21 protein-coding genes are annotated in these 23,052 nt (G+C 42.4%); 18 read left to right on the top strand and 3 right to left on the bottom strand.

Features of this window, described 5'->3' with window-relative positions:
• The first annotated feature begins 37 nt into the window (after nt 1–37).
• The 11 genes from CLV59_RS22575 to CLV59_RS22530 all read left to right on the top strand — a co-directional run bounded on the left by CLV59_RS22575 (nt 38) and on the right by CLV59_RS22530 (nt 11,142).
• Nucleotides 38–304, top strand: coding sequence for a hypothetical protein (locus CLV59_RS22575; RefSeq protein ID WP_111594352.1), 267 nt, complete (start codon nt 38–40; stop codon nt 302–304).
• Between the two features lie 78 nt (nt 305–382).
• Nucleotides 383–1,909: a TlpA family protein disulfide reductase gene (locus CLV59_RS22570; RefSeq protein ID WP_111594351.1), complete on the top strand. Its 1,527-nt coding sequence runs from the start codon at nt 383–385 to the stop codon at nt 1,907–1,909.
• A gap of 59 nt (nt 1,910–1,968) precedes the next feature.
• Complete coding sequence (locus CLV59_RS22565) at nt 1,969–4,155, top strand: peptidase domain-containing ABC transporter (RefSeq protein ID WP_111594350.1); 2,187 nt, start codon at nt 1,969–1,971, stop codon at nt 4,153–4,155.
• Nucleotides 4,155–5,525, top strand: a complete 1,371-nt coding sequence (locus CLV59_RS22560) for an HlyD family secretion protein (RefSeq protein ID WP_111594349.1) — start codon at nt 4,155–4,157, stop codon at nt 5,523–5,525. Before CLV59_RS22565 ends, CLV59_RS22560 begins: the two co-directional genes overlap by 1 nt.
• Before the next feature lie 109 nt (nt 5,526–5,634).
• Nucleotides 5,635–6,957 carry a glycosyltransferase family 25 protein gene (locus CLV59_RS22555; protein ID WP_111594348.1) on the top strand — a complete coding sequence of 441 codons (1,323 nt, stop codon included), beginning with the start codon at nt 5,635–5,637 and terminating at the stop codon, nt 6,955–6,957.
• The gene (locus tag CLV59_RS22550; RefSeq protein WP_111594347.1) at nt 6,954–7,895 is read left to right on the top strand and encodes a glycosyltransferase family 2 protein; all 942 of its coding nucleotides are present in this window, start codon (nt 6,954–6,956) and stop codon (nt 7,893–7,895) included. Before CLV59_RS22555 ends, CLV59_RS22550 begins: the two co-directional genes overlap by 4 nt.
• Nucleotides 7,896–8,101: 206 nt before the next feature.
• Nucleotides 8,102–8,830 (top strand): glycosyltransferase family 10 domain-containing protein, encoded by a 729-nt coding sequence (locus tag CLV59_RS22545; protein WP_170137877.1) that lies wholly within the window; start codon nt 8,102–8,104, stop codon nt 8,828–8,830.
• A 43-nt stretch (nt 8,831–8,873) separates the two neighbouring features.
• Nucleotides 8,874–9,527: a glycosyltransferase family 25 protein gene (locus CLV59_RS22540; protein WP_111594345.1), complete on the top strand. Its 654-nt coding sequence runs from the start codon at nt 8,874–8,876 to the stop codon at nt 9,525–9,527.
• 193 nt (nt 9,528–9,720) lie between these two features.
• Nucleotides 9,721–9,978 (top strand): hypothetical protein, encoded by a 258-nt coding sequence (locus tag CLV59_RS28815; RefSeq protein ID WP_146616280.1) that lies wholly within the window; start codon nt 9,721–9,723, stop codon nt 9,976–9,978.
• A gap of 146 nt (nt 9,979–10,124) precedes the next feature.
• On the top strand, nt 10,125–10,385 hold the full coding sequence (locus CLV59_RS28810; protein WP_146616279.1) for a hypothetical protein: 261 nt from the start codon (nt 10,125–10,127) through the stop codon (nt 10,383–10,385).
• Between the two features lie 499 nt (nt 10,386–10,884).
• Nucleotides 10,885–11,142 (top strand): hypothetical protein, encoded by a 258-nt coding sequence (locus CLV59_RS22530; protein ID WP_111594343.1) that lies wholly within the window; start codon nt 10,885–10,887, stop codon nt 11,140–11,142.
• Between the two features lie 48 nt (nt 11,143–11,190).
• Here CLV59_RS22530 and CLV59_RS22525 read toward each other — a convergent pair whose 3' ends face one another.
• Together CLV59_RS22525 and CLV59_RS22520 are read right to left on the bottom strand one after the other, a co-directional pair.
• Complete coding sequence (locus CLV59_RS22525; protein ID WP_111594342.1) at nt 11,191–11,562, bottom strand: YdeI/OmpD-associated family protein; 372 nt, start codon at nt 11,560–11,562, stop codon at nt 11,191–11,193.
• Between the two features lie 2 nt (nt 11,563–11,564).
• On the bottom strand, nt 11,565–11,990 hold the full coding sequence (locus tag CLV59_RS22520; RefSeq protein WP_111594341.1) for a VOC family protein: 426 nt from the start codon (nt 11,988–11,990) through the stop codon (nt 11,565–11,567).
• Between the two features lie 227 nt (nt 11,991–12,217).
• On the opposite strand from CLV59_RS22520, the gene CLV59_RS22515 reads away from it, so the two are divergent.
• The 7 genes from CLV59_RS22515 (at nt 12,218) to CLV59_RS22485 (ending at nt 21,527) form a co-directional block, all read left to right on the top strand.
• Nucleotides 12,218–12,784 (top strand): RNA polymerase sigma factor, encoded by a 567-nt coding sequence (locus CLV59_RS22515; RefSeq protein WP_111594534.1) that lies wholly within the window; start codon nt 12,218–12,220, stop codon nt 12,782–12,784.
• A 59-nt stretch (nt 12,785–12,843) separates the two neighbouring features.
• Complete coding sequence (locus tag CLV59_RS22510; RefSeq protein ID WP_111594340.1) at nt 12,844–13,863, top strand: FecR family protein; 1,020 nt, start codon at nt 12,844–12,846, stop codon at nt 13,861–13,863.
• Nucleotides 13,864–13,944: 81 nt separating this feature from the next.
• Nucleotides 13,945–16,557, top strand: coding sequence for a TonB-dependent receptor (locus CLV59_RS22505; RefSeq protein WP_111594339.1), 2,613 nt, complete (start codon nt 13,945–13,947; stop codon nt 16,555–16,557).
• Nucleotides 16,558–16,559: 2 nt separating this feature from the next.
• Nucleotides 16,560–17,438, top strand: a complete 879-nt coding sequence (locus tag CLV59_RS22500) for a DUF4249 domain-containing protein (protein WP_111594338.1) — start codon at nt 16,560–16,562, stop codon at nt 17,436–17,438.
• Between the two features lie 130 nt (nt 17,439–17,568).
• Nucleotides 17,569–18,291, top strand: a complete 723-nt coding sequence (locus tag CLV59_RS22495; protein WP_111594337.1) for an SDR family NAD(P)-dependent oxidoreductase — start codon at nt 17,569–17,571, stop codon at nt 18,289–18,291.
• 213 nt (nt 18,292–18,504) lie between these two features.
• A complete protein-coding gene (locus CLV59_RS22490; protein ID WP_111594336.1) occupies nt 18,505–20,886 on the top strand; it encodes an ABC transporter permease in 2,382 nt (793 codons plus the stop codon).
• 113 nt (nt 20,887–20,999) lie between these two features.
• Nucleotides 21,000–21,527, top strand: a complete 528-nt coding sequence (locus CLV59_RS22485; protein WP_146616278.1) for a hypothetical protein — start codon at nt 21,000–21,002, stop codon at nt 21,525–21,527.
• On the opposite strand, the gene CLV59_RS22480 is transcribed toward CLV59_RS22485, so the two are convergent.
• Complete coding sequence (locus CLV59_RS22480) at nt 21,524–22,318, bottom strand: alpha/beta fold hydrolase (protein WP_111594334.1); 795 nt, start codon at nt 22,316–22,318, stop codon at nt 21,524–21,526. The genes CLV59_RS22485 and CLV59_RS22480 overlap by 4 nt on opposite strands.
• Between the last annotated feature and the right edge of the window lie 734 nt (nt 22,319–23,052).

The following is a 23,052-nucleotide window of genomic DNA, read 5'->3' as shown; positions in this document are numbered from 1 at the left end:
GCCTGTATTGTTTTTTTAACAACCTAAATTCACATGAATGAAAAAGCTTAAATTAAAAGCGCTGGACCTCGGCGCAAAAGAATTGCTGTCTCGTGAACAACTCAAAAATATCCTTGGTGGAGACGGTTCCGATGATGGTGGTTCTACTGGTATTTCCGATGGTTGCGCTGCTGATAAAGTGGCTGCTTGTAAGGATAAAAATGAAGGTAATTCTTGTTGCTTTTACTATCAGGGACATCGATATGATGGATTATGCCGTAAGTATGCCCCCAATTACGTAAATCACTGTTCTGACCTGAACTAGGTTTATTAGAAGTTTATTGGAGGCGGCAATTGTCGCCTTCAATAAATCTTAGAACTTAATATAGAATAAATCATCACCATGATATCATTTAGAATAAAGTTGACCTGCGTCGTTTTGGTATTTCTGCTGCCGTTGTTTGCAATGGCGCAATTCGACAAACCATTTGCAAAAGTCGGAACTGTTAAGATCAGTGGTAGTGTATCTATCCCGCGATCAATTATGAGAGATAGTATTAAAGTCTGGATAAGTGTGCCCCAACCATTTACTGGAGATGTTGGCGTATATAAAGTGCCGCTTGATTTTAAGGGACAGTTTGCATTGAATGTCAATACGGAAACAAATATTAGCAGATGTGTCATTAGTACGGATATAAATATCAATAATCAGGTTACAATGCTGCTGCAAAGCGGTCAGGAATCTACAATATCATTCGGTTATAATGATGATGGCGTTATTAACAGATTAAAGACTAACTATAATGCTGGTTTTACGGACGCAGAACTCATAGATGCGCAGAATCAGTTTAATAATATGATCAATGAAAGATCCGGGAAACCTATGGAGCCCTTATATAATAAAGATTTTAGTGTCTTTGTTGATCATACCAATAGTGTGCTGCTAAGGAAACGCTCCATACTAGATCGAACAACTGTTCTATCGAAAAAAATGAAGGATATACAGTTCAAGGATTTTTCGTTAGCAACATACTATAATGATGTATTCAATTACCATACAGTAATGGTGTTTAACTACAGCGCTACCAATAATCATAAAATGCCCGATAGTACTGATATAAAGACACCCGTTAGAAAGGATTATATCTTTCTAAAGAATCTGGATCTGAATAATCCGATGAACCTGTATTGCTTTTCTTACCCCACCTTCACACAGGAATTGTTGAGAAATAATACATTAAATATTCCACGTATCGGTGATACTCCTATCCATGAATGGACTAAAACAATTAAAGCAATAATAGGCGATCTGACGGGATTTGATAAGGGACAGTTCTATGATATGCTGATTTCCAATGCTTATGCAATGCAATTTGACCTGGAGCTGAAACCATTGACAAATACACAATTGCAGAACATCACCCAATATTATAAAGGAAGCGAACTGCAAAAAATACTGCTTAAAAAAAACCAGGAAGTGGCAGACATGGCCAGGTTGAAAGAAGAAATGGTACTTAATACTACGCCTGATGTATCCCCAGAAGCATTAATGAATGCAATCATTGCCAGATATAAGGGGAAAACCGTAGTGGTTGATTTTTGGGCAACCTGGTGTGCGCCCTGCCTTGAAGCCATTAAAGCATCCAGAGAGTATAAAAAACAACTGGCTGACAAAGATGTAGTGTTCGTTTATATAAGTAGTCCCAGTTCCCCAAAGAAATTATGGGAAAAACATATCCAAGGTATAGGTGGGCAACAGTTTTACCTGACGCAGAAAGAATGGAATTATTTGTTAGATACTTTCCATTTTAGTGGTATCCCCAGCTATCTGATCTTCGATAACAAAGGAGTATTGAAACATCAATTTACCGCCTATCCTGGGAATGAATTGATGCAAAAGAAGATTGAGTCAGTAGCGGGAGTGCAATAGACACTTAGTCAGCCATTAGTATAGAATGAAGTTTTTTAACTAGATGTAATTTTTTCAAGATGCCTTTCCCGTTTTATAGACAGCTAAATGCCATGGATTGTGGCCCCACGTGCCTGAGAATGATAGCGCGTCATTATGGTAGGCATTATAATACTGATTCTATCCGGCAGAAAGCCGGTCTAGGAAAACAAGGCGTTTCATTATTAGGAATAAGTGAAACAGCCGAGAAAATGGGCTTTCGTACCCGAGGAGTACAGATTGGATTTGATAAATTGAAATCTGTGCCATTGCCAGCCATCTTGCACTGGAACCATAATCATTTTGTAGTACTGGTGGATATTAAACGGAACTCCGTTAAACTCGCGGATCCCGGAAAAGGGATGATAGCCATCCCGGCGAAAGAATTTGAGCGAAAATGGACAACCAATAAAACCAGCGACCAACAAAGAACAGGTACCGCATTATTATTGGAACCTACTCCCGAATTTTATGAGAACAGTGGAGAGAAAGAACACAAATTGAAATGGAGTTTTATTTCCCAATACCTGAAAAGCAGCCGCTGGCAATTGACGCAGGTATGTTTTGCGCTTCTGATGGGAATGCTGTTACAACTGATCATGCCATTTCTCACCCAGAGTATGGTAGATAACGGCATTAACGCGGGAAATATGCAATACATCACATTAGTACTGTTTGCGCAACTGATGCTGACCTTCAGTAGCACAGTGATAAGTTTTATCCGCAACAGGCTTCAATTGGCTATCTCTGGTACCATCAATATATCCATCCTGTCTGATTTTTGGATGAAACTTACCAGACTCCCGCTGTCTTACTATGATTCACGTCATACAGGAGATACCTTACAGCGTATCAGCGATAATAAACAGTTGCAGTCTTTCCTGACCGGACAGACGCTCACCACTTTATTTTCGATGCTCAATTTTGTGATATATGCGGTTATCCTCATTATGTACGATATCAATCTCTTTATTTTGTTCGTAGTAGGTAATGCGCTGTATTTTGGATGGATTAAGCTTTTCATGAGATTCCGGAGAAGAATTAATCATGAAGTATTCGCACTTTCTGCCAAGGAGAAAAGTACCACACTGGAACTGGTTCAGGGAATGCAGGAAATTAGGCTGAACAATGCAGAGCAGGTGAAACGCTGGGGATGGGAAAGCTTACAAGTACAGTTGTTTAAACTAAACTTCAAAAGCCTTAATTATAATCAGTGGCAGAGTGCAGGTGCACTGCTGATCACACAAGCAAAAGATATTGTTATCAGTTTCACAGTGGCAAAACTGGTAGTGGATGGCCATCTGACATTCGGCGCCATGTTGTCCATTCAATACATTATTGGTCAACTAAGCGGACCTGTATCGCAGTTCATCGGATTGGCGCAAAGTGTGCAAGACGTAAAGATTAGTTTGGAGCGATTGAATGAAATTCATGAACTGGAGGATGAAGAACCGGTAGATCAAACATTTATTGATCGCCTGCCACAAGAAAAAACGATCCGCGTTAATCAGCTTTCCTTTACTTACCCCGGCGCGGGAAATGCGCCGGTGCTAGAGAATATTGACCTGACTATTCCCGGTGGAAAAGTAACGGCACTAGTGGGGGACAGTGGCAGCGGAAAAACCACCATTTTGAAATTACTGCTGAAAATATATAGCCAATATACGGGCGAATTGAAAGTAGGAGAGAACGACCTTCGGTTTATCAGCCCGGTATTCTGGCGGAGAAACTGTGGCGCTGTATTGCAGGATAGCTACGTTTTTAACGATACTATCGCAAGAAATATTGCTGTAGGGGATGAACATATAGATGAAGATCGCTTAATAATGAGCTGCAAAGTAGCCAATATTTTATCCTTTATTGAAACCCTGCCAAATGGGTTTAATACCAGGATTGGCGCAGAAGGAGTAGGCGTCAGCCAGGGACAGCGGCAGCGATTATTTATTGCCAGAGCGGTATACAAAAATCCCGAGTACCTGTTTTTTGATGAAGCCACCAATGCATTGGATGCTAATAATGAGAAGGTCATTGTTGAGAACCTCAACGAGTTCTTTGAAGGGAAAACGGTGCTGATCGTAGCACATCGCCTGAGTACCGTAAAGAATGCAGATAAAATTGTTGTGCTGCGTCATGGAAAAATAGTGGAGGAAGGTACCCATGAATCCCTGACAGCACAGAAAGGATACTATTATGAACTGGTAAAAAATCAACTTGAACTGGGTAAATAATGGAAACTGTAAAAAAACATATAACAACGACACCCGCAGATACTGTAATCCGTACGGAAGAAGAGGCTGCTGATTCCCTGAACGATTTGCGCAATACCGTTATTAACCGGTCTGAGGCCGTGGATGAGATTATGTCCCGGAAAACAGGATTTATGGAGAGATGGGCATTACTGTTTTATGCGGGTATATTTGTTGGTATCACATTGATCTGCTGGTTCATCAGATTTCCTGATATCGTAGACGCAGATGGCGTGCTTACTGCAGTAAATGCCCCCAAAGAAATATTGGTCAACCAGGATGGACGATTAGTTAAACTATTCGTCACCAATAACACAGTGGTAGAAAAAGGCGCCATCCTTGCCTGGATTGAATCCACCGGAGATCATGCTTCCATTCTTCGTTTGCAAGGCCAGGCAGACAGCGCCATCATCTTGCTCGATAAAGGTTTGTATCCGGAATCCATTGCCACCTTCCAAGGCCCCTATCAGCAACTAGGAGAGGTGCAAAAAGACTATCAGGATTTTCTGAAAGCCAGAGAACAGTTCCGGGATTACACCGACCATGGATATTATATACGCAAAAGAGAAATATTGCGAGAGGATATGGCACGAATGGCTAATGAAAATGAAATAGTTGTCCGGCAAAAGGAATTAGCAATACAGGATATGAAAATGACGGAAGCCACCTTCAATATGCAAAGCAGACTATTTGATGAAAAAGTGATTTCTGAGGAAGAATTCCGCAAAGCCAAAAGTATAGTACTCAATAAAGAAATATCCATCAATAACTATGATTATACCCTTTCCACCAATCAGTCGAAATTAAGCGATAAACAGAAAGAAATTGATGAATTAACACATGAAATCCAACAACAACTGAGCGTGTACCAGCAAGCATTAGGCGTTTTCAAATATTCCCTGGATGAATGGGTGAGAAAGTATGTCATTTCATCTCCGATTGCAGGTAAAATTAATTATTTGTTACCCATGCAAGAAAATAAACATATGCAGCAGGGCAAACAAATCGGTTATACCATTCCAAACGAAGATGCCGTTTACGTGGAAGCCAATTTCCGACAAAACAACTTCGGGAAAATCGATACGGGAATGAAAGTTCGGCTGCAATTTGAGGCATATCCTTTCCAGGAGTTTGGAGAGTTGTTTGGCACCGTGTCTTATATCTCCAATGTGCCTGCTGATAGCGGCTTCCTGGGGAATATACGGCTGCAAGATGGACTTAAGACGCAAAGGGATTATAATATACCCTACAAGAGCGGCCTGAAAATACATGCCAAAATAGTAACGAAAGATATGAGACTATTGGAAAGATTCTATTACAATTTCGTCAAATCTGTCAATATGGATAAATAGAAATCCACCTTATCCTGAAATATACATACCTGCATTGTCAATCCCACCTGTGTGTACGCTGACTCACTGCGGATGGAAGCATTTATTTAAACAGCATAAAGTCATTATTATGTTATCAATACCTATCCCCACTTTTATCATTAATCTCAAACACCGGTCTGATCGGAGAACAGCGGTCACAAAAGCCTTTCAAAACCGGAATGAGTTTGCCGTTCAGATAGTGGAGGCAAAAGAACACAAGATAGGCGCTGTAGGTTTATGGGAGTCTATTCAACATATACTGGAACACCTGGTAACCGATAAAGATGATTTTATTCTGATCTGTGAAGATGATCATCAGTTCACCACCGCTTATACGGCCGATATCCTGCAGAATAGCATAAAACTGGCAAAAGAAAAAGAGGCGGATATCCTCCTCGGAGGAGTGAGCTGGTGTAACGCGGCGGTACCTGTTACGGACCATTTATTTTGGGTAAACAAATTTTCCGGATTGCAGTTTGCCATCATTTTCCGAAAGTTTTTTGACGTCTTAAGGTCCCTCAGTTTTCAGGAGCAAGATGCTGCTGACTATAAGATCGCTGCTATCACAGAAAAAAAGTTCGTTATCTATCCATTCATATCCATACAAAAGGGATACGACTACTCAGATGTAACCGCAAAGAACAATCAGGTGGGAAGGGTAGAAGAATTGTTTGCCAGTAGTTTGGCCAGCCTGGAGGCCATCCTTAAAGTGAAACAGTATTATGGACAGCAATCAGATCATGAAATCCCTACTGATACAGAATTTGAAACTATTACTCTTCCCACATATGTCATCAATTTGCCGGAAAGAGTAGAGCGATTGGCACATATCAAACAACAATTTGAGGGACGTATGGAATTTGACCTGAATATTATTGAAGCCTGTAAACAGGAAGTGGGGGCGCTAGGGTTATGGATGAGCATTAGAAAGATAGTGGCAATGGCAAAAGAAAGAGAAGAAGATGTAATTGTTATCAGCGAAGATGATCATGAGTTTACGGCAGATTATTCGAGAGATGTATTCTTGAAAAATGTACTGCAATCATTTTACCAAAATGCGGATTATATAAGTGGCGGAACAGGAGGGGCATCACTTGGAATTATGATTGATGAGGGCCGGTTCTGGGCCAGCAGACTGTTGTCTACCCAATTCATCGTTATTTACAGCAAATTCTTTGACGCTATTCTGGAAGAACCATTTGATGAAACAGTGTTGGCAGATATAAAGCTCTCGGAAATGACCAGTAACAAAATGGTATTATATCCTTTTATTTCTGTTCAGAAAGATTTCGGATACTCCGACATCACAGCGGTACATAATGAACACAAAGGAATTGTTCAAAACTTGTTTGCTGCAGCTTCCCAGCAATTAGGTATGATCAAAAGAATTCAGCAAACACAGCTATTATGAAAAATAAACCCAAAATAGCGGTTGTCATGCCTTGCTTTAATGGTGAAAAGTATATAGGCCGATCCATTGAGAGTATCCTGTCGCAAACCTTCGACAGCCTGGAGCTCATCATTATTAACGATGGATCCACCGATGAAAGCGAGCGCACCATCAGTTCCTATCTAAAGGATCCAAGGGTCAAATACCATGCATTGGAGAAAAATATGGGTAATTATTATGCAAGGAATTATGGAATGAAGTTGGCAACTGCAAAGTATATAGCAGTGATGGATGCAGATGATATTGCTGATAGTAACAGACTGCAGATAGCATTTGATTTCCTGGAATGTCATAAGCGTGTAGGCGCAGTAGGTAGCCAGGGATTTTGGATAGATACGGAAGACAAGATTATAGGGAATCTGAATAAACCCTATCATACACGCCGACTCAACATGTTACTCCTGAAGAATAATTTCACGCTTCATCCGTCGTTGATGTTCAGAAATACGCTGCTTAAACGAAATAATCTGTATTACAATGAAAGGCTGCGGTATTCAGCGGATTATGATTTCGTCGTGCGATGTTCCCAATATTTCAGAATAGAGAATATTCCAAATCGTATTATCAAGTATCGTATGCATAGTGAGCAGATATCCAGCAAAAGAAAGCAGGAACAAACAGCGTTCGCTAACGAAGTAAGATTCATGCAATTAAAAAGATTCGGGATTAATATGTCTGACGAAGAGATAAACCTGTACCAGCAACTAATGAGAGAAGATCATCTGACAGTAGCCGAAATAAATGTACTGCTGGAATTCCTGAACAGAATAGTGGAAAGTAACAAGAAACTGAGGTTATATCCAACCAGTCATTTATTTAATTTCTTTCAGCTCTTATTGTCAAAAGCATACCACAAAGCGATAACTGTAATCGATAAATTATCTTATTCTGATCGATGAATCAGATTTAAAACAACATGTATTCACCTTTTAAATAATCCGGTATCATGAAAGTCCGTGTATCTTGCTTTACCAAGGCCGACAAAGCCTTCCTGAATGATAACATAAATCGTTATAGTTTCGGTCAGAAGAAATGGAAAGATATAGAATTTGTATGTGATGATTCCTATGATCGGCTAGTGTTTTTTTCCTCTCCTCACAGATCCATGTTAGAACAGGGATATGATTATAAGAAGGCGGTTACATTTCTGACCAGTCCCCCAGATTGTTGGTCTACTCGCGTCGCCTATCCTACATCAATGGTTTGTCCTGTCTATCTGCCAGTTCCATTCTGGCCCAGTAATGTACTGGATCAGGTGAAAGAGAATACAACAAATATAGAGCAGGTGAAACAAAATCTGCTATCCACTGTAACAAGTGGGCTAAAAGCTTTTCCTGGACATAAGAAAAGATTACTTTTTTTGCTTCAATTCGACCGCATTATTGAAGAAGGCAATTTTGATATTTGGGGTAAAAGTCATAACAATCCGCTGTTTGATGAGTTGAAACATTATAGGGGCGCCATTGAAGAGAAGTACGATGCTTTATGGCCTTATAAGTATCATTTTGCCTGCGAGAACTCCTTTCATAAAGGATATTTTACGGAAAAGATTATTGATCCAATCATCTGCGAATGCCTGACATTCTACGATGGCTGTCCGAACCTCCCTGAGTTTATTGATCCTGAAGCCTACATAAAAATTAATACGGACAATATGGAAGAATCCTTTGAAACGATTGCAGAATCCATTGAGACAGACCAATGGGAGAAAAGAATTAAAGCAATCAAAGCGCAAAAGGAGCGGCTCTTATTCCACCTGAATCCATTAAATATAATCTGGATGACTCTTCATGGAAAAGAAGCGCTGGATGAATGCAAGCTGCCTAAGGTATAACGTAGACGCACATACGGATCTTAAATAATAAAAAGCATTGACTATGGATGATTTTCCCCAGATATCTACCTATATTATAAACCTGCCTTCCAGGAAGGAGCGATTGACCAATGTTCTAGAAGAATTCAAAGGGCGTTCTGAATTTGATATTACAGTGGTAGAGGCGAAACAGCATACTATAGGCGCTTATGGTCTTTGGATGAGTATTTGCAGTATTGTAGAAATGGCAATAGATAGGGAAGATGATGTAATCATTGTCTGTGAAGATGATCATCAGTTTACGGAAGATTACAATAAGGCGTACTTATTCGAGAATATTGAAGCGGCCTATGCCCAGGGTTGTGAACTACTTTGCGGGGGTATCAGTGGCGGATTTAACTATGTGCTGCCTGTAAGCAGCAACCGAATCTGGGTGAATGCTTATTGGTGCAATCAGTTTCTCATCATCTATAAACGATTCTTCACAACAATACTGTATCACACTTTTGACTTGAATAAGAAAGTGGATCAGACGTTATCCGGATTATCTCTTCATAAAATGGTGCTTTTCCCATTTGTATCCATCCAGAGATATTATGGATATTCAGATGTAACTGCCTTTAATGGAGAAAACCCGGATTGGGCGCAGTCGAGGTTTTTGACGGCATCCAGGAAACTGGAGGAATTACAATCTATCTATAAATATTATCACCAATAGTTCATCTGTATCGATATAAGATTTTTGTGAGCGATCTTATGCGGACTCTTACCCGATTTTTGATTAAACAACTTTACCGCAAATTACTGACTTATATATTGCTGTACGCCTATACCAGAGATTGTCTTTATCAGACGTGGGCTGCCACACGCAAAAGCTTGTACTGTTTTATTAACAATTTTAATGATTAATTATGAAGAAGCTGAAATTAAAAGCGCTGGATCTGGGCGCTAAAGAACTGTTGTCACGTGAACAACTAAAAAATATTCTTGGAGGAAGTGGTTCCGATTTGGGAGGATCTAATCTGGGGTGCGCCGAAAGTGCGTACAGTGCTTGTGGTAGTCGTCCTGTACCTCATAACTGTTGTTTCGTCCAGAGTGGTATCGTTTATCATGGGGTTTGCAGAAAGAGTGTGTATTTGGAAGAGTATACCTGTTCAGATTTGAACTAGAGGTATCCAAACTTATTGGGAAGTGACAATGGAACGAATTAGTAATATGTAACTAATGGTGCGCGCCCGTTAGAGCATCTTATTGATAGGTAAAGGCAGCCTGTACTAAAGTCTTGTGCTGCTATTCATCACTTAAATTCCAATTTATGAAAAAGCTTAGATTAAAAGCCCTGGACTTAGGGGCAAAAGAATTACTATCCCGTGAGCAACTGCGGAACATCCTTGGAGGAGATGGGTCTGATGATGGAGGATCCGGACCAACCAACTGCGGTATGACTCCTACCATTGCATGTAGTGGCAAGTCTTCGGGGGATCAATGCTGCTGGTATACTAATCAGACCGTTTACTATGGCATTTGTCGCTCATATGCACCTACTTATGTACTACGTTGTTCTGATTTGAATTAAGTGTCGTCTAAGTATTAATGGAGACGATAACTCAACGAATTAGTTACCACAGGAGGCCCGTAGCTATAACCTGTATTGTTATTCGCAGTTTAAATTCCAATTTATGAAAAAACTGAAATTAAAAGCGCTGGAACTAGGCGCCAGGGAATTGCTATCCCGTGAACAACTCCGGACCATATTAGGTGGCGACGGCTCCGACGAGGGAGGATCAACTCCCTGCAGTAACTCTCCGACCACTGCATGTATCGGTAAAGCGGTAGGTAGTAGATGTTGTTGGCAAATTGATAGGGAGGTTAATATAGGAAGGTGCCTTCCAGTCGGAGCTTTAAGCTGTATCGACGCCTGATGCCAGCTGTATTCAAAATTTTACGGAAGTCGATAATTGAAGATATTAATGACGTATAACTTACGGTGCGCGCCCGTTTGAATGCGTAATTGATAGGCGCAGGCAGCCTGTATTAAAAGCCTGTATTATTATTCATGACCTAAATTTCAATTTATGAAAAAACTGAAATTAAAAGCGCTGGAGCTGGGCGCCAGAGAATTACTGTCCCGTGAGCAACTCCGGAACATCCTTGGAGGCGACGGTTCAGATGATGGAGGATCCGAACCAATTCCTTGCGCGGAAACAACAACTGCTGCCTGTGACAAAAAGGCTGTTCGTGATATTTGTTGCGTTAAATATGATAATTCCTACGTTTATGGGAGGTGTGCTAGCTACGCCCCAACTAATGTAATGCGTTGTTATTACCTGTAGATGTATTCCACCTTATATAGGAGACGACTTTAGTCGTCTCCTATGGTTTTATTCTTCTACCCACATCCCTGTACGCTTTGCCAGATCTATCTTTTCCTGTCCATGAACGGTCATCAGTCCTGATGCAATCATTTGTTCCGCCCGTTTAATATTGGGTTTACTCCATTTACTTTTGGCTTTGCGGGGTGTAAATGTCAGATAGAAACTTTCGGTATCCCGTTTTTTTGCTTTACTGTCGATCCAGCCATAACATAATGCTTCCTCTGTTGCATCAATCAGCGATATGCAGGGGACCTTACTTTTTTTATGATATTGTATGAGCCAAACGCCGGATTCCCCCTGGCAATTACCTTCCAGCCATTTCCTCCATTCTGCTCTGGTGGTGGCGTATACTGCTTGTCTTCCGTCCAGTGTTTCCATAATTATTGATTGGCTTTTTGTTGTAAAATTTTCAGATAATGTGGGTTAGTCATGATACCAATAATATTACCGAATGGGTCACTTAATGCTGCGGTGGCGAAACCGCTTCCTTCCTGGCCTCTTTCTGTAATAGGTTCAAATTCTTTTGCGCCCAGTGCTATCAATTGGTCGAAGGTTACTTTAATATCGTCTACATGCCAGTAAGTAATGGCGCCACCGGTTTCAATTGATCTGGCAGGAGGTGCATATTTGCTGTCAATCACGCCCAGTTCGTGTTGGTAGTCGCCCAAACGGAATTCAAAATAGCCCGGCATGTCAAAATAAGGCGCTTCTCCGAAGAATTCTGTGTACCATTTCTTTGCTGCTGCGTGGTCTGCTGCGTAAAATGTCAGGGTTGCAATGCCGCGTAATACTGATGATTGTGCCATTTTGTAAAGATTTATAGGTTAATGTTTTAACAAAAGTAGATCCGGGGTTTGACAACAGTATGTCAGTAGGCTAAAAGAAATTTTAGAAAAATAGGGAGACACGTGTTCAAATAGCTGTCTGAACCATGGCTATACGAAAACCAGCGGCCTTTTCGCGGCATGCCCTTGAGATTAAGGAAGTTTTAACAGGTGTTTTATTACCTTTGGCGCTGAAGCTATTCCCTTACATGTCTACACCTGTTCTTGATCAAACGCCGGATATTGAGTTGTGGCAGCTTGTCCGGATGGGCAATCTGCAAGCTTACGGAGAGATATACGAGCGTTACTGGGAAACCCTGTACGAAAGCGCTTACTGGCGTTTATATGATAAATCTGCCGCCAAAGATATTGTACAGGAAGTATTTATTTTCTGCTGGCAGAAAAGGGAAGAAATACAGATCACCCAATCGGTAGAAGCCTATCTTCGTGTAGCCGTCAGGTTTAAAATCCTGAATCATCTTAAATCCGAACAAGCCAGAGAGAAATACCGCTTATTGGCCGGCCGGGAACTGCCGGAGATTACCCATTCTACAGAGGAGTCTATTGCCGGAGCCGATTTACAAGCCACTTATCACAAAGAACTGCAACGCCTACCCGAAAAAATGAGGCAGTTATTTATAGATAGCCGCGATCATGGACTTTCTATCCGCGAAATTGCCGAAAAACACGCCCTTTCGGAGCAAACCGTTAAAAACCAACTGTCCTCCGCCCTCAAAAAACTGCGAGCGGGGCTGGGTAATTACCTTTTAGATTAATTTTTTTTCCTTTACATAGTACTTCCGGTATTTGAGGATTGTCTATTAAACAACAGCGTATGAGTCACCCTGATCAAAACACCATCGATCTGCTGCTTGAAAAGCATGCTCTCGGCACTTTAACGAGGGAGGAAAGCGCTGTCCTGGAAAAATGGTATGCCGCATTTCCTGCCGGTAGCCAGGCGTTTGAGGATGCATCCGAACGCCACCAGACGCGGGAATCGATGAAAACAGACATTTTCAGGGCTATTCAGGCAGAAATGCCAGCAGCATCTTATCAAGCGGTAGAACCAGCAGTTGTTGCAGCCGATCACGTACCGGAAAAAAGGCCTGTCCGATACATGTACTGGCGCGCAGCTGCAGCTATATTATTACTACTGGCAACAGGTGGAGGCATATACCTTCTCAAAGGAAGATCTGTACCGCCATCTTATACAGAAGTAACCGCTCCTGCTGGCAAAAACCTATTCTATTTGCAACTGCCGGATGGCTCCGCATTATGGATGGAACCTGGATCGAAATTGCGCTATGACAGCCACTTTGGTAAGACAAGCAGGGACGTCCAAATCATAGACGGCCTCGCTCACTTCGCTGTGGCGCCGGGTGCATCACACCCTTTCATTGTTAGTACCACTGCCGGTATACAGGCAAAGGTGCTGGGAACTGAATTCAGTGTGAAAGCCTATAACGGGCTACCGAATGTAACCATACACGTTGAATCCGGCGCAGTACAGGTTTCCGATAGTACCCAAGTATTAGGTGTACTGAAAGCAGGGCAGCAGATAGAATACCAACTGGGAACGCACACGGCTATACGTAATGAAGGCATCGAAGACAACTGGCGTCAGGGAAGCCTCACCTTACAGAACGTAACCTTTGCGGAAGTAGCACGCATACTGCATAATCGTTACCAGGTGGAGGTATTATATGATAGCGCAATCGTGTCTCCCTACCGTTTCAACCTCCGGATAGACAGCAAAACTACGCTGGAGGAAGTTATGGAAATGCTGAAAGATCTGAGTGGCATGACTTATACGCTTAGTAATGGCCAGGTAAAGATCACCGGCGTACAACAATAATCACTGAACATAGCATAAACCCTCTTTTTTCAGCTGCAATAGCGGCAGGGGATACCTATGTCTTTAAAAAGGAATCGCGTAATGCAACGAATATTAACCATTCTGTTCTTGGCATATAGTCTGGCCGCAACTGGCCAGCAACATGAAATAAAGCTTAGTATCAGTATTCCCGCCACTTCGCTGGAAAATGCGCTTAAACTGTTGGAACAACAAAGTAAGATGCATATCTCCTATGAATATACGAGAGTACAAGGTATCTCCGTTAAAGCGCATACCTATAAAGATCAGCCATTGGAAACCATTTGCAGGGATTTGCTGAAAGGAACTTCCCTGATGGTTAAACAAAAGAATGATCAACTTTTTATAGGGCCTGCTCCCAGTCGCGAACATACGCTGAGTGGATATGTTGAAGATGCTGCCTCGGGAGAGCGACTCATTGGCGTTTCCCTGGCCGCGCCACAATTCCAGACAGGTACTGTTACCAATGCATACGGTTTTTACAGCCTTACTTTGCCATCAGACTCGCTCCATCTACAACTGTCGTATATGGGCTATCAACGGCTGGATACGGTGATCGCTATAGGTAAGGAAGGGATGACTTTCCAGTTACAGGCGCTAAATCGCCAATTGGAGGAAGTAACAATCCGGGGGAAACAAATGGAATCGTCGGTATCCTCCTCCCAGATGAGCCGCATTAACCTGTCGGCGGACCTGGTGAAATCCACTCCCCGTCTGCTGGGAGAGGCAGACCTGTTCAAAACGCTGCAACTGTTACCAGGCGTCAAACAAGGTACGGAAGCTACCAGCGCCCTCCTGGTACGCGGCGGTACTCCCGACCAAAACCTCATCCTGCTGGATGGAGCCCCGCTCTATAATCCGATGCACCTCATGGGGATATTCTCCACCTTCAATACCAATGTGCTGAAAGATGTAACCCTTTATAAAGGAGCATTTCCTGCACGTTACGGCGGAAGGTTATCCTCTGTGATAGACGTCTCCACAAAAGATGGGGATATGCATAAAATACACGGCGATTTTTCAGTAGGTCTGCTCTCCGCTCAGGCTACACTGGAAGGCCCTATCCAAAAAGGTAAAACGACTTTTTTGATTTCCGGTCGCAGATCCTACCCGGATCTGCTGGCCAAGGCTTATTTCAATGGCGATCGAAATGCTCCGGACAGATTGAACTTATATTTTTATGATATCAACGCCAAAATCCATCACAAATTCTCTGACAGGGATAAACTGTATTTCAGCTTCTATTCAGGTCGGGATAAAATGCAGGCGAGATATAAGTATACCAGTATAAACGCCAATAACGATTATGTGAGCGATGGCGGCGTACAATGGGGAAATATGATCGGTACCGCCAGATGGAACCACGTCTATTCTCCGAAGTTATTCTCTAATGTGATGCTCATTGGTAGCGATTATCATTTTAAATCCGCTTTTTCCCAGGATGGGAAGTCTAACGGTGAGGCATATACGGATTTACAGCGACTTAAATCCGGTATTAAAGACTATGGGGCGAAGGCCGATTTCGAGTATCATCCTAATCCCGCACATGCTATCAAAGTAGGCGGAGGATATATGTTCCGCATTTTTACCCCCGGTGTGTTACGGTCAAGGCAAACCCAGCAAGATGAAGTAACAGTGGATTCTGTAAATAATAACCGGGACATTAATGCGAGTGAAATGGACCTGTATGCAGAAGACGATTGGGAGCTGTCCAGTCGCCTGAAATTGAATGCAGGATTACATCTCAGCGCCTTCCATGTAGAAGGGAGATTATATTCTTCGTTACAACCACGCCTGAATCTGCGATATATGCTGCCGCATGACTGGGCATTGAAAGCTTCTTATTCCCGCATGGCGCAATATGTTCATCTGTTGGCTAGTAATTCTATCTCTTTGCCAACCGACTTATGGGTGCCTGTTACCGATAAAGTGAAACCACAAGAGTCGGATCAATTTGCATTGGGAATTGCCAAGAATATCTTCCATGATAAGTTTGAATTTTCTGCGGAAACGTATTACAAGCGACTGCACCATGTGATTGAATATAAAGAAGGCGCGGATTACCTGACCAGCAGCAGGGGAGATGCCTGGCAAACCCTGGTGGCAGCCGGCGAAGGAGAGGCATATGGAATGGAACTTTTGTTGCAGAAGAAAGTCGGCCGACTAACAGGTTGGGTGGGATACACGCTCTCCTGGGCCAACCGTCGTATTCCGGCAGTGAATTTTGGACGGGAATTTCCTTATAAATACGACCGTCGTCACGATTTTCATATCGTAGGCGCCTATAAACTGCGTAAAGGGATTGAGCTCTCCGGTTCCTGGACTTTCCAGAGCGCTGCTCCTTTTACCATTCCAGTCGCCTCTTATGAAGCAACAAATGGTCCTGTTTCAGAGAATGGCACCAGGGATTGGGTAACCGGAGTATCCCGCATCAATGGACGTAATAACGTACGTATCAGCGCTTATCACCGACTGGATGTGGGCGTGAATTTCATAAAGTATAAAAAGAACGGATTGGTACGTACCTGGAATATCAGTCTGCTCAATGTATACAACCGCTTTAATCCCTTCTTTTATTATCTGGACAGTTATGACAAATCAGGACCCAGAGCGAAGCTCAATGCGATTAACCTGATTCCATTTATGCCCAGTATTTCTTACAGCCTGAAATTTTAAGAATGAAAACGAGAATATTATTGTTTCCTGTATTGCTGTTGCTTTTTTACAGTTGCAAAAAAACAATCACAATAAATTTACCCGAAGAAGCCAACAAACCGGTACTCAATTTACTTATGAGTAAAGATAGTTTGATTATCGCGAGGGTAACAGTTTCCAGCCGCACCTCCGGGAATGATATCTTTCCTGAAGTGAAAGAGGCTACTTTGAAATTATATGAGAATGGAACGTTTAAAGAGAATCTGGCTCCTTTCCTGTTGGCTGACTTAACTTATTATAAAGGTACTAGTAAGGCGGTTGCAGGCGCCACCTATAGGGTGGTGGCTAGTGTTCCGGGATATGAGGATGTAGAGGGCAGCGACTTTATCCCTGAACAAGCAAGTGTAGGTGAGATGAGTGTCAAACTGGTGAAGGACAATGATGGATGGGGCTCCAAGGGGAATATATCCGTTGTGCTGCATGATAAGGCTGGGGAAAAGAACTACTACCGGATAAGATTATACGAATTAGTGACATTAAAAGATGCCGTAGATACCGTGGGTACAACCTACAAGTTTAAGGTAGATTTCCAGACGAATGAACTGCAGGATGGCATTTTTAACAAAGAAAGCGAGTGGGATTTCTATACCGATGATGCGCTTTTTGATGGCCGTAGCCCGCGATTTAATTTTATCACCGGCAGGGGAGGCGAGTTTAAAAAAGTAATAGTAGAAGTAACATCGCTTACGTATAGTAGTTACAGTTATTTGCACAGCAGCTTTATGGCGCGACTTAAAAATGAGGACCCCTTGTCTGAAAGAGTCATCGTGTTTAATAATATACTGAACGGTCTCGGCATTGTTGGAGGAATGGCCATAAAAGAATACCTGATAATGCCTTAGTATCTTGAAACCTGCGGTAATCGCAGGTTTTTTTATTAGCAGCGGTTATATCGCAGGGTGAATATCAGGCGGAAATTACCTGGTGAGGCGTCAAAAGTATTCCCTATTTTTACCTCCTATAACCGCGTATATGTCTAAAACCGTCCTGGTACTCGGCGCCAATTCCGATGTAGCAAAAGAAGCTATTTTATTGTATCTCAAAAAAGGATATCAGGTGATCGCCGCATCCCGCAGCACTGCGGAGATAGCTACGTTTATGGAAACAAGAAACGTCTCCATCCAGCAGCTGACTATCTCTTACTTTGATGCTACGGCTTTCGAAACGCATGAACAATTTTATGCCAGCTTGCCGGCAAAACCCCATATAGTATTGTATGCTGCAGGTTTTCAGGTAACGAATGAACAGGCATTGGTCGATTGGCAAGGTAGTTTTCGCATGATGCAGGTGCATTATGCCGGAGCGGTATCTATTCTCCACATTATTATTAATGACAGGGAGAATGACCATTTGGAACGGATCATTGGCCTATCTTCTCTTTCCGGCGTACGGGGGCGAAAAAGCAACTTTGTCTACGGTAGTACCAAAGCGGCATTCACGCAATATCTGGCTGGATTAAGACAGTATTTGTTTGCCAGGAAAGTCACTGTGAATGTGATTGTAGCAGGTTATATCCGTAGTAAGATGACCGCCGGCCTGGACCTCCCTGCCTCCTTATTAATGGAACCTTCGTTTATTGCCCGCGAGATCGTGCAGGCTGGTAGCCGGTTTACGATTGTACCCGGCATAAAATGGAAATTCATTCACCAGGTATTGAAGTACATGCCGGAAAGACTGGCAGCCAGATTGCCTTAACATGATAAGAAAGGCTTCTACGCAGATTCCCTCCACAACACTCCTTTTCTGCTATATATTTACACTGTCCAATATTGAACATTTATTGTACTGGCAATGGACATATAATGAATTATTTTATTTTTAATGTTCAGGATTTTAATCAACTACGATAAGGCATTTTCTTTGGCAAGGATGGATTAGGTCATTCACTTTCATAAACGTCCGTATACTATGCTAAGAAATTACTTTAAAATAGCCTGGCGTAATCTGTGGAAACACCGGTTATTTACACTGATCAATGTAATTGGTCTGGGTCTCGCTATGGCCATGTGTCTGTTGATCATTATCCAGGTACAGAGTGGTTTCGAGAAAGATTCTTTTCATCCTTATCCGGACCGTACTTATCGTATTATTTCAGATGTTACCAATCCGGATGGCAGAACATTTTCGCTGGCCAGTACGCCTGTGCCATTGGCGGATAAGCTAATGCAGGAACAGAGCAGTGTAGAAGACGTGGCCCAGGTCATTCGTGGCTTTGGGGGCAGCTTCAGCAACCGGATCAAGTCATTATCTGCCTGGGGACAGTATGTGAGTCCAGGTTATTTCAAGATCTTCTACTTTCCCCTGGAAAAAGGACAGCCAGCCATAGCGCCTTATACCGTTGTGCTCTCCCATGAAATGGCAGAGCGATTCTTTGGAAATATTGATCCCATTGGCAAAACCCTGGAGCAGAAAGACATCGGTACTTTCACCATTACAGGCGTGTTTGCGCCTTTGGGAGAAAAGCAATCGCATCTGGATGCCGATATCGTCGTATCCATGTCTACCTATCCTTTACTCAATACCTCCGCCCAAAATGAATGGCTTAACTATAACGCATATACGTATGTGCTCCTGCGTAAAGGAACGCCCCCGGAACAGCTGGATCGCATGCTGACAGAAGTAAGAGCGGATAACAAAAAGCATGTCGACTTTACCGGCATTAAGGATCATCGTTTTGAAAGGCAGCGGCTCAGTGAAATATCGCCGGATTTCAGAGGACTTATGAATAACCCGGGAGTGGAGCCCTGGTTCAAGCTACTGGTAAATATTATCATGTTGCTGGTGATCATCTCCCTGGCCATATTTAACTATACCAACCTGACCCTCACCAGGTCTTTGAGTAGGACCAGAGAAGTAGGCGTGCGTAAAGTGGCCGGGGCTGCCCGTTGGCAGCTGGTAATGCAATTCTTAATTGAAAGCGTACTCATTTCATTTTGTGCGTTGTTGATAGGCGTGGTAGGACTGTATTGCATGAAATCGTTTATTCATGCCCGTTGGCTCATCTGGGAAGTACAACATCCTTTTTTGTTGTGGTCTGCATTTATTGGGTTTGCCATCATCACCGGATTAATAGCAGGTGCTGCGCCGGCTCGTATCTTGTCGGCCGCCAAACCCGTAGCAGTGCTGAAAGGGGTATTGGGGCCTGCAGGATTTGGAAAGATAGGTTTCCGCAAAGCCCTGATAGTGGTACAGTTTGTGGTATCTCTTGTATTCATGGTGGGTACTGCCGTGATGTATAGTCAGTTCCGCTATATGGCTACAGATAATGATAACTTCAACCGCAAAGATATCCTCAATATACCACTGGCCGAATCCAGTCAATACCCTTTGCTGCGGAATGAAATCGCTAAGTTGTCTAGTGTAAATAGCATAGGCGCTACCTCGGCGCCATTGAATGAAGCTGCCGGACGCGCCAGGATCACCCGGCAAGAACGCGCTAAAGAAGGAATGGACCCACTGGATGCTTTTACCTATGCTGTAGATGCAGCTTTCATTCGCAATATGAAGCTCACCTTCGTGGCTGGTAATAACCTGCCGGAAAGTAGCGCCGATACCACTAAAGGCCGATTTGTGGTCATCAATGAAAAAGCGGTGGCATCATTGGGTATCACAGATCCCAGAAGTAGCATTGGCCAGACAATGATGCTGGACAGCAATGAAGTGATTATTGCCGGCGTAGTAAAGAACTTCAACTTTATGCGCTACGAAATGCCCGTGACGCCGCTGGTATTCCAATACGATCCTACTGCATTCAAAACAGTTTCCCTTCTGGTACAAAAGGGCACACAGCAGGAAGCATTTACCGCGTCTCTCCAAAATATCTGGAAGAAACTATTCCCATATGAACCTTTCCTGTACAGTTGGTACGAAAAACAGATGTACGACAGATACATGGAAAACGAAGACCTGAAGCTGAATGGAGTGATTATCCTTATTGTATTTGTGATTGCTTCTCTGGGAATGCTGGGAGTAGTGACCCATAGCACCGAGAAAAGAGCGAAAGAGGTGGTACTCCGTAAAATTATGGGGGCAGGCATGGGGCAGCTGATGCATATTTTATCCTGGGGCTTTGTGAAACTGATGCTCATTGCGGCGCTGATAGGCCTGCCATTAGGCGCATTCCTGGGCTCCTTGTTCCTGCATATTTTTACTTATCATGCTTCTCCCGGCGTCGGTATCTATCTGATGTGCCTGGGTAGTCTGGCCCTCGTTGGTATCATGACAATCGGCGTGCAGGTATATCGTACTGCCCTGATAAACCCCGCTAATACACTCCGACAGGATTCCTAAGATCGTATAGGCGTCACATTTATTTGAAACAAATAAATAATTTTATATAGCTTAATAGTTGAAAATAATCTTTAGGAAACTATAACCTGTTCTGTACTAAAAGCATATTTCACATGGAAAGAAAACCATTAACCCATCCACGTAGGAAAAAGTATTCTTTTTTGTCCGTGATACTATTAGCAGCTGTAATGTTGGGTATGTCTTGTCATAAGTCGAAGAACGCGGACCCCTGTGAAGGCGTATTAAGTGAGGGGACGCCTTTAATGGCAGGACTCATCTTCATAGATAAACAGACCAATGAGTTGCTGTTGTTGTCCAGGAATATTGATCCGGCTACGATTACTATTACGCCAGTGCAGTCAGATATTCCTGCAGAAAAAGGGGCGATTGTAAACCAGGTTGGTTCGCCTGTACATGGTGCGCTGCTGTTTCATGTAAATGATACGAAAAAGGGAACTTTCAGTTATAAAATTACGATCCCTGGCGTAGGCAGCACTATGCTGTCTTATACCAATCAGGAATTAAAACAAGATAATCCCTGTCATCCATATTACATCGCTACCGTTGATACAAAAATCGAAGATCATCCCTATACAGTTACATTTTCCAATGCAAAACTGGTTTTTAAAATCACGATTTAATTTACAATAGTATCCAGAAATGCTTTTACCATCATGGTGAATTTTTCCGGTTGGTCCATATGTACACTATGACCGGCTGCTGAAATTTGTGCTGCTTGTAATTTGGCATTAAGACTTTGCAGATGTGTAGCTACTTCAGTTGTTACAACACCTTTGTCGCCATATAAGAGGAGGCTTGGAATTGTTATCAGATTTATTAATTGGCTGTAATCGGGGTTGGGAGGTCTGAGTACTTCAAAAGCTGCCATGTTAGTTTGCAGTCGGGCCCTGGAAAATATTTCAATCATTTCAGCAGAACGATGAGGGTGTCTGACCTTTGCTGCAGCCATGACTGCTTCCAAAGGCATATTCAGTATTTGCTGATGTTGATCTGACACATCGCTGTTATATACTTCCTGCTGCATGGATGGGCTAAGAAAAGTGGGATCTGCCAGTATCAGTCCCCGAAGTAAATTGGGTTGATGAGCCGCTACCATGGCTGCTGTCATGCCACCCATAGAGTGCCCGATCAGTATAGGAGAGGGGAGTCTCAATACATTTATCAATCCCACTACATCATTGGCCAGATCATTATATTGATATCCAACTTCGGGCGCACTGGATTGTCCATGACCCCGGGCATCCGGCATCACCACATCATAATCTTTTTCCAGTTCACGTGCGAGCATGGTCCAACACAAGCCATTTGTCATCAGGCCATGTAGTAATATTACAGGTGGTTTGTTACCTCCTGTTCTGGTGTAATGAATTTGAATATTGTTTGCTTCGCAGACGCTGGTCTTCCAACTCACTGTTTGTTCGTTTTGCTAAAAATAAGATTAATCGCTGACAGAGTGGGCATCTCCACGAAATTACAATGGAAGTCACTGTTTGGTAATCCAAATTTTTTTGTTCAATTATTAATTTTATTTACCTTCATAACGCAATTTTAGTTGCAAAATATAAGCTTGTTAGTGCCAATTTTGAAACCCGTTTAAAACAGTATTCAAATTACGGAACCTTGTTTAAAAGCCACTGGGCTTATGAGAAACTTTACCACTTTTACATGCGTTTTTTAGCAATAAACGATTGTTAATTGATTTAAAAAATCATGTGTGTTTTTAGCGTAAAAGAACATCAGGTTAGCCAGGATGCTATATGCTATTGCAAATGCAGTAATAGCATCTTCTTACCAATAATTTAATGATATCATACACCGGACACAATGTGTAATGGCATGCCTGTGCATGCTTATTGTCAGCCTGTTGAATGATGAAAAGTAAGTGAAAATTTTCCTATAATAAAATACCCTACGAACATGAACTCAAAATTACTATCCGGGACTTGTTTATTATACCCGTTCTCCTAAGCGTATCAGCAGTACACCTATTATCATATCAATATAAAAATTCATTGAGAATGTAATACGATTACCTGCACAGATATTCTGATACTTTTAACCTATTGCCAACTGCTGTAGCCTGTTGGAAAAGGATTTTTATTGCTTATCGAAACAGAAAATGCCAGCATGATCAGGTACTTGCCT

Origin of the sequence: Chitinophaga dinghuensis (assembly GCF_003259435.1) — a bacterium.
Classification (GTDB): domain Bacteria; phylum Bacteroidota; class Bacteroidia; order Chitinophagales; family Chitinophagaceae; genus Chitinophaga; species Chitinophaga dinghuensis.
The sequence above is the reverse complement of the archived record's forward strand: the minus strand, read 5'-3'. Positions and strand labels throughout refer to the sequence as shown.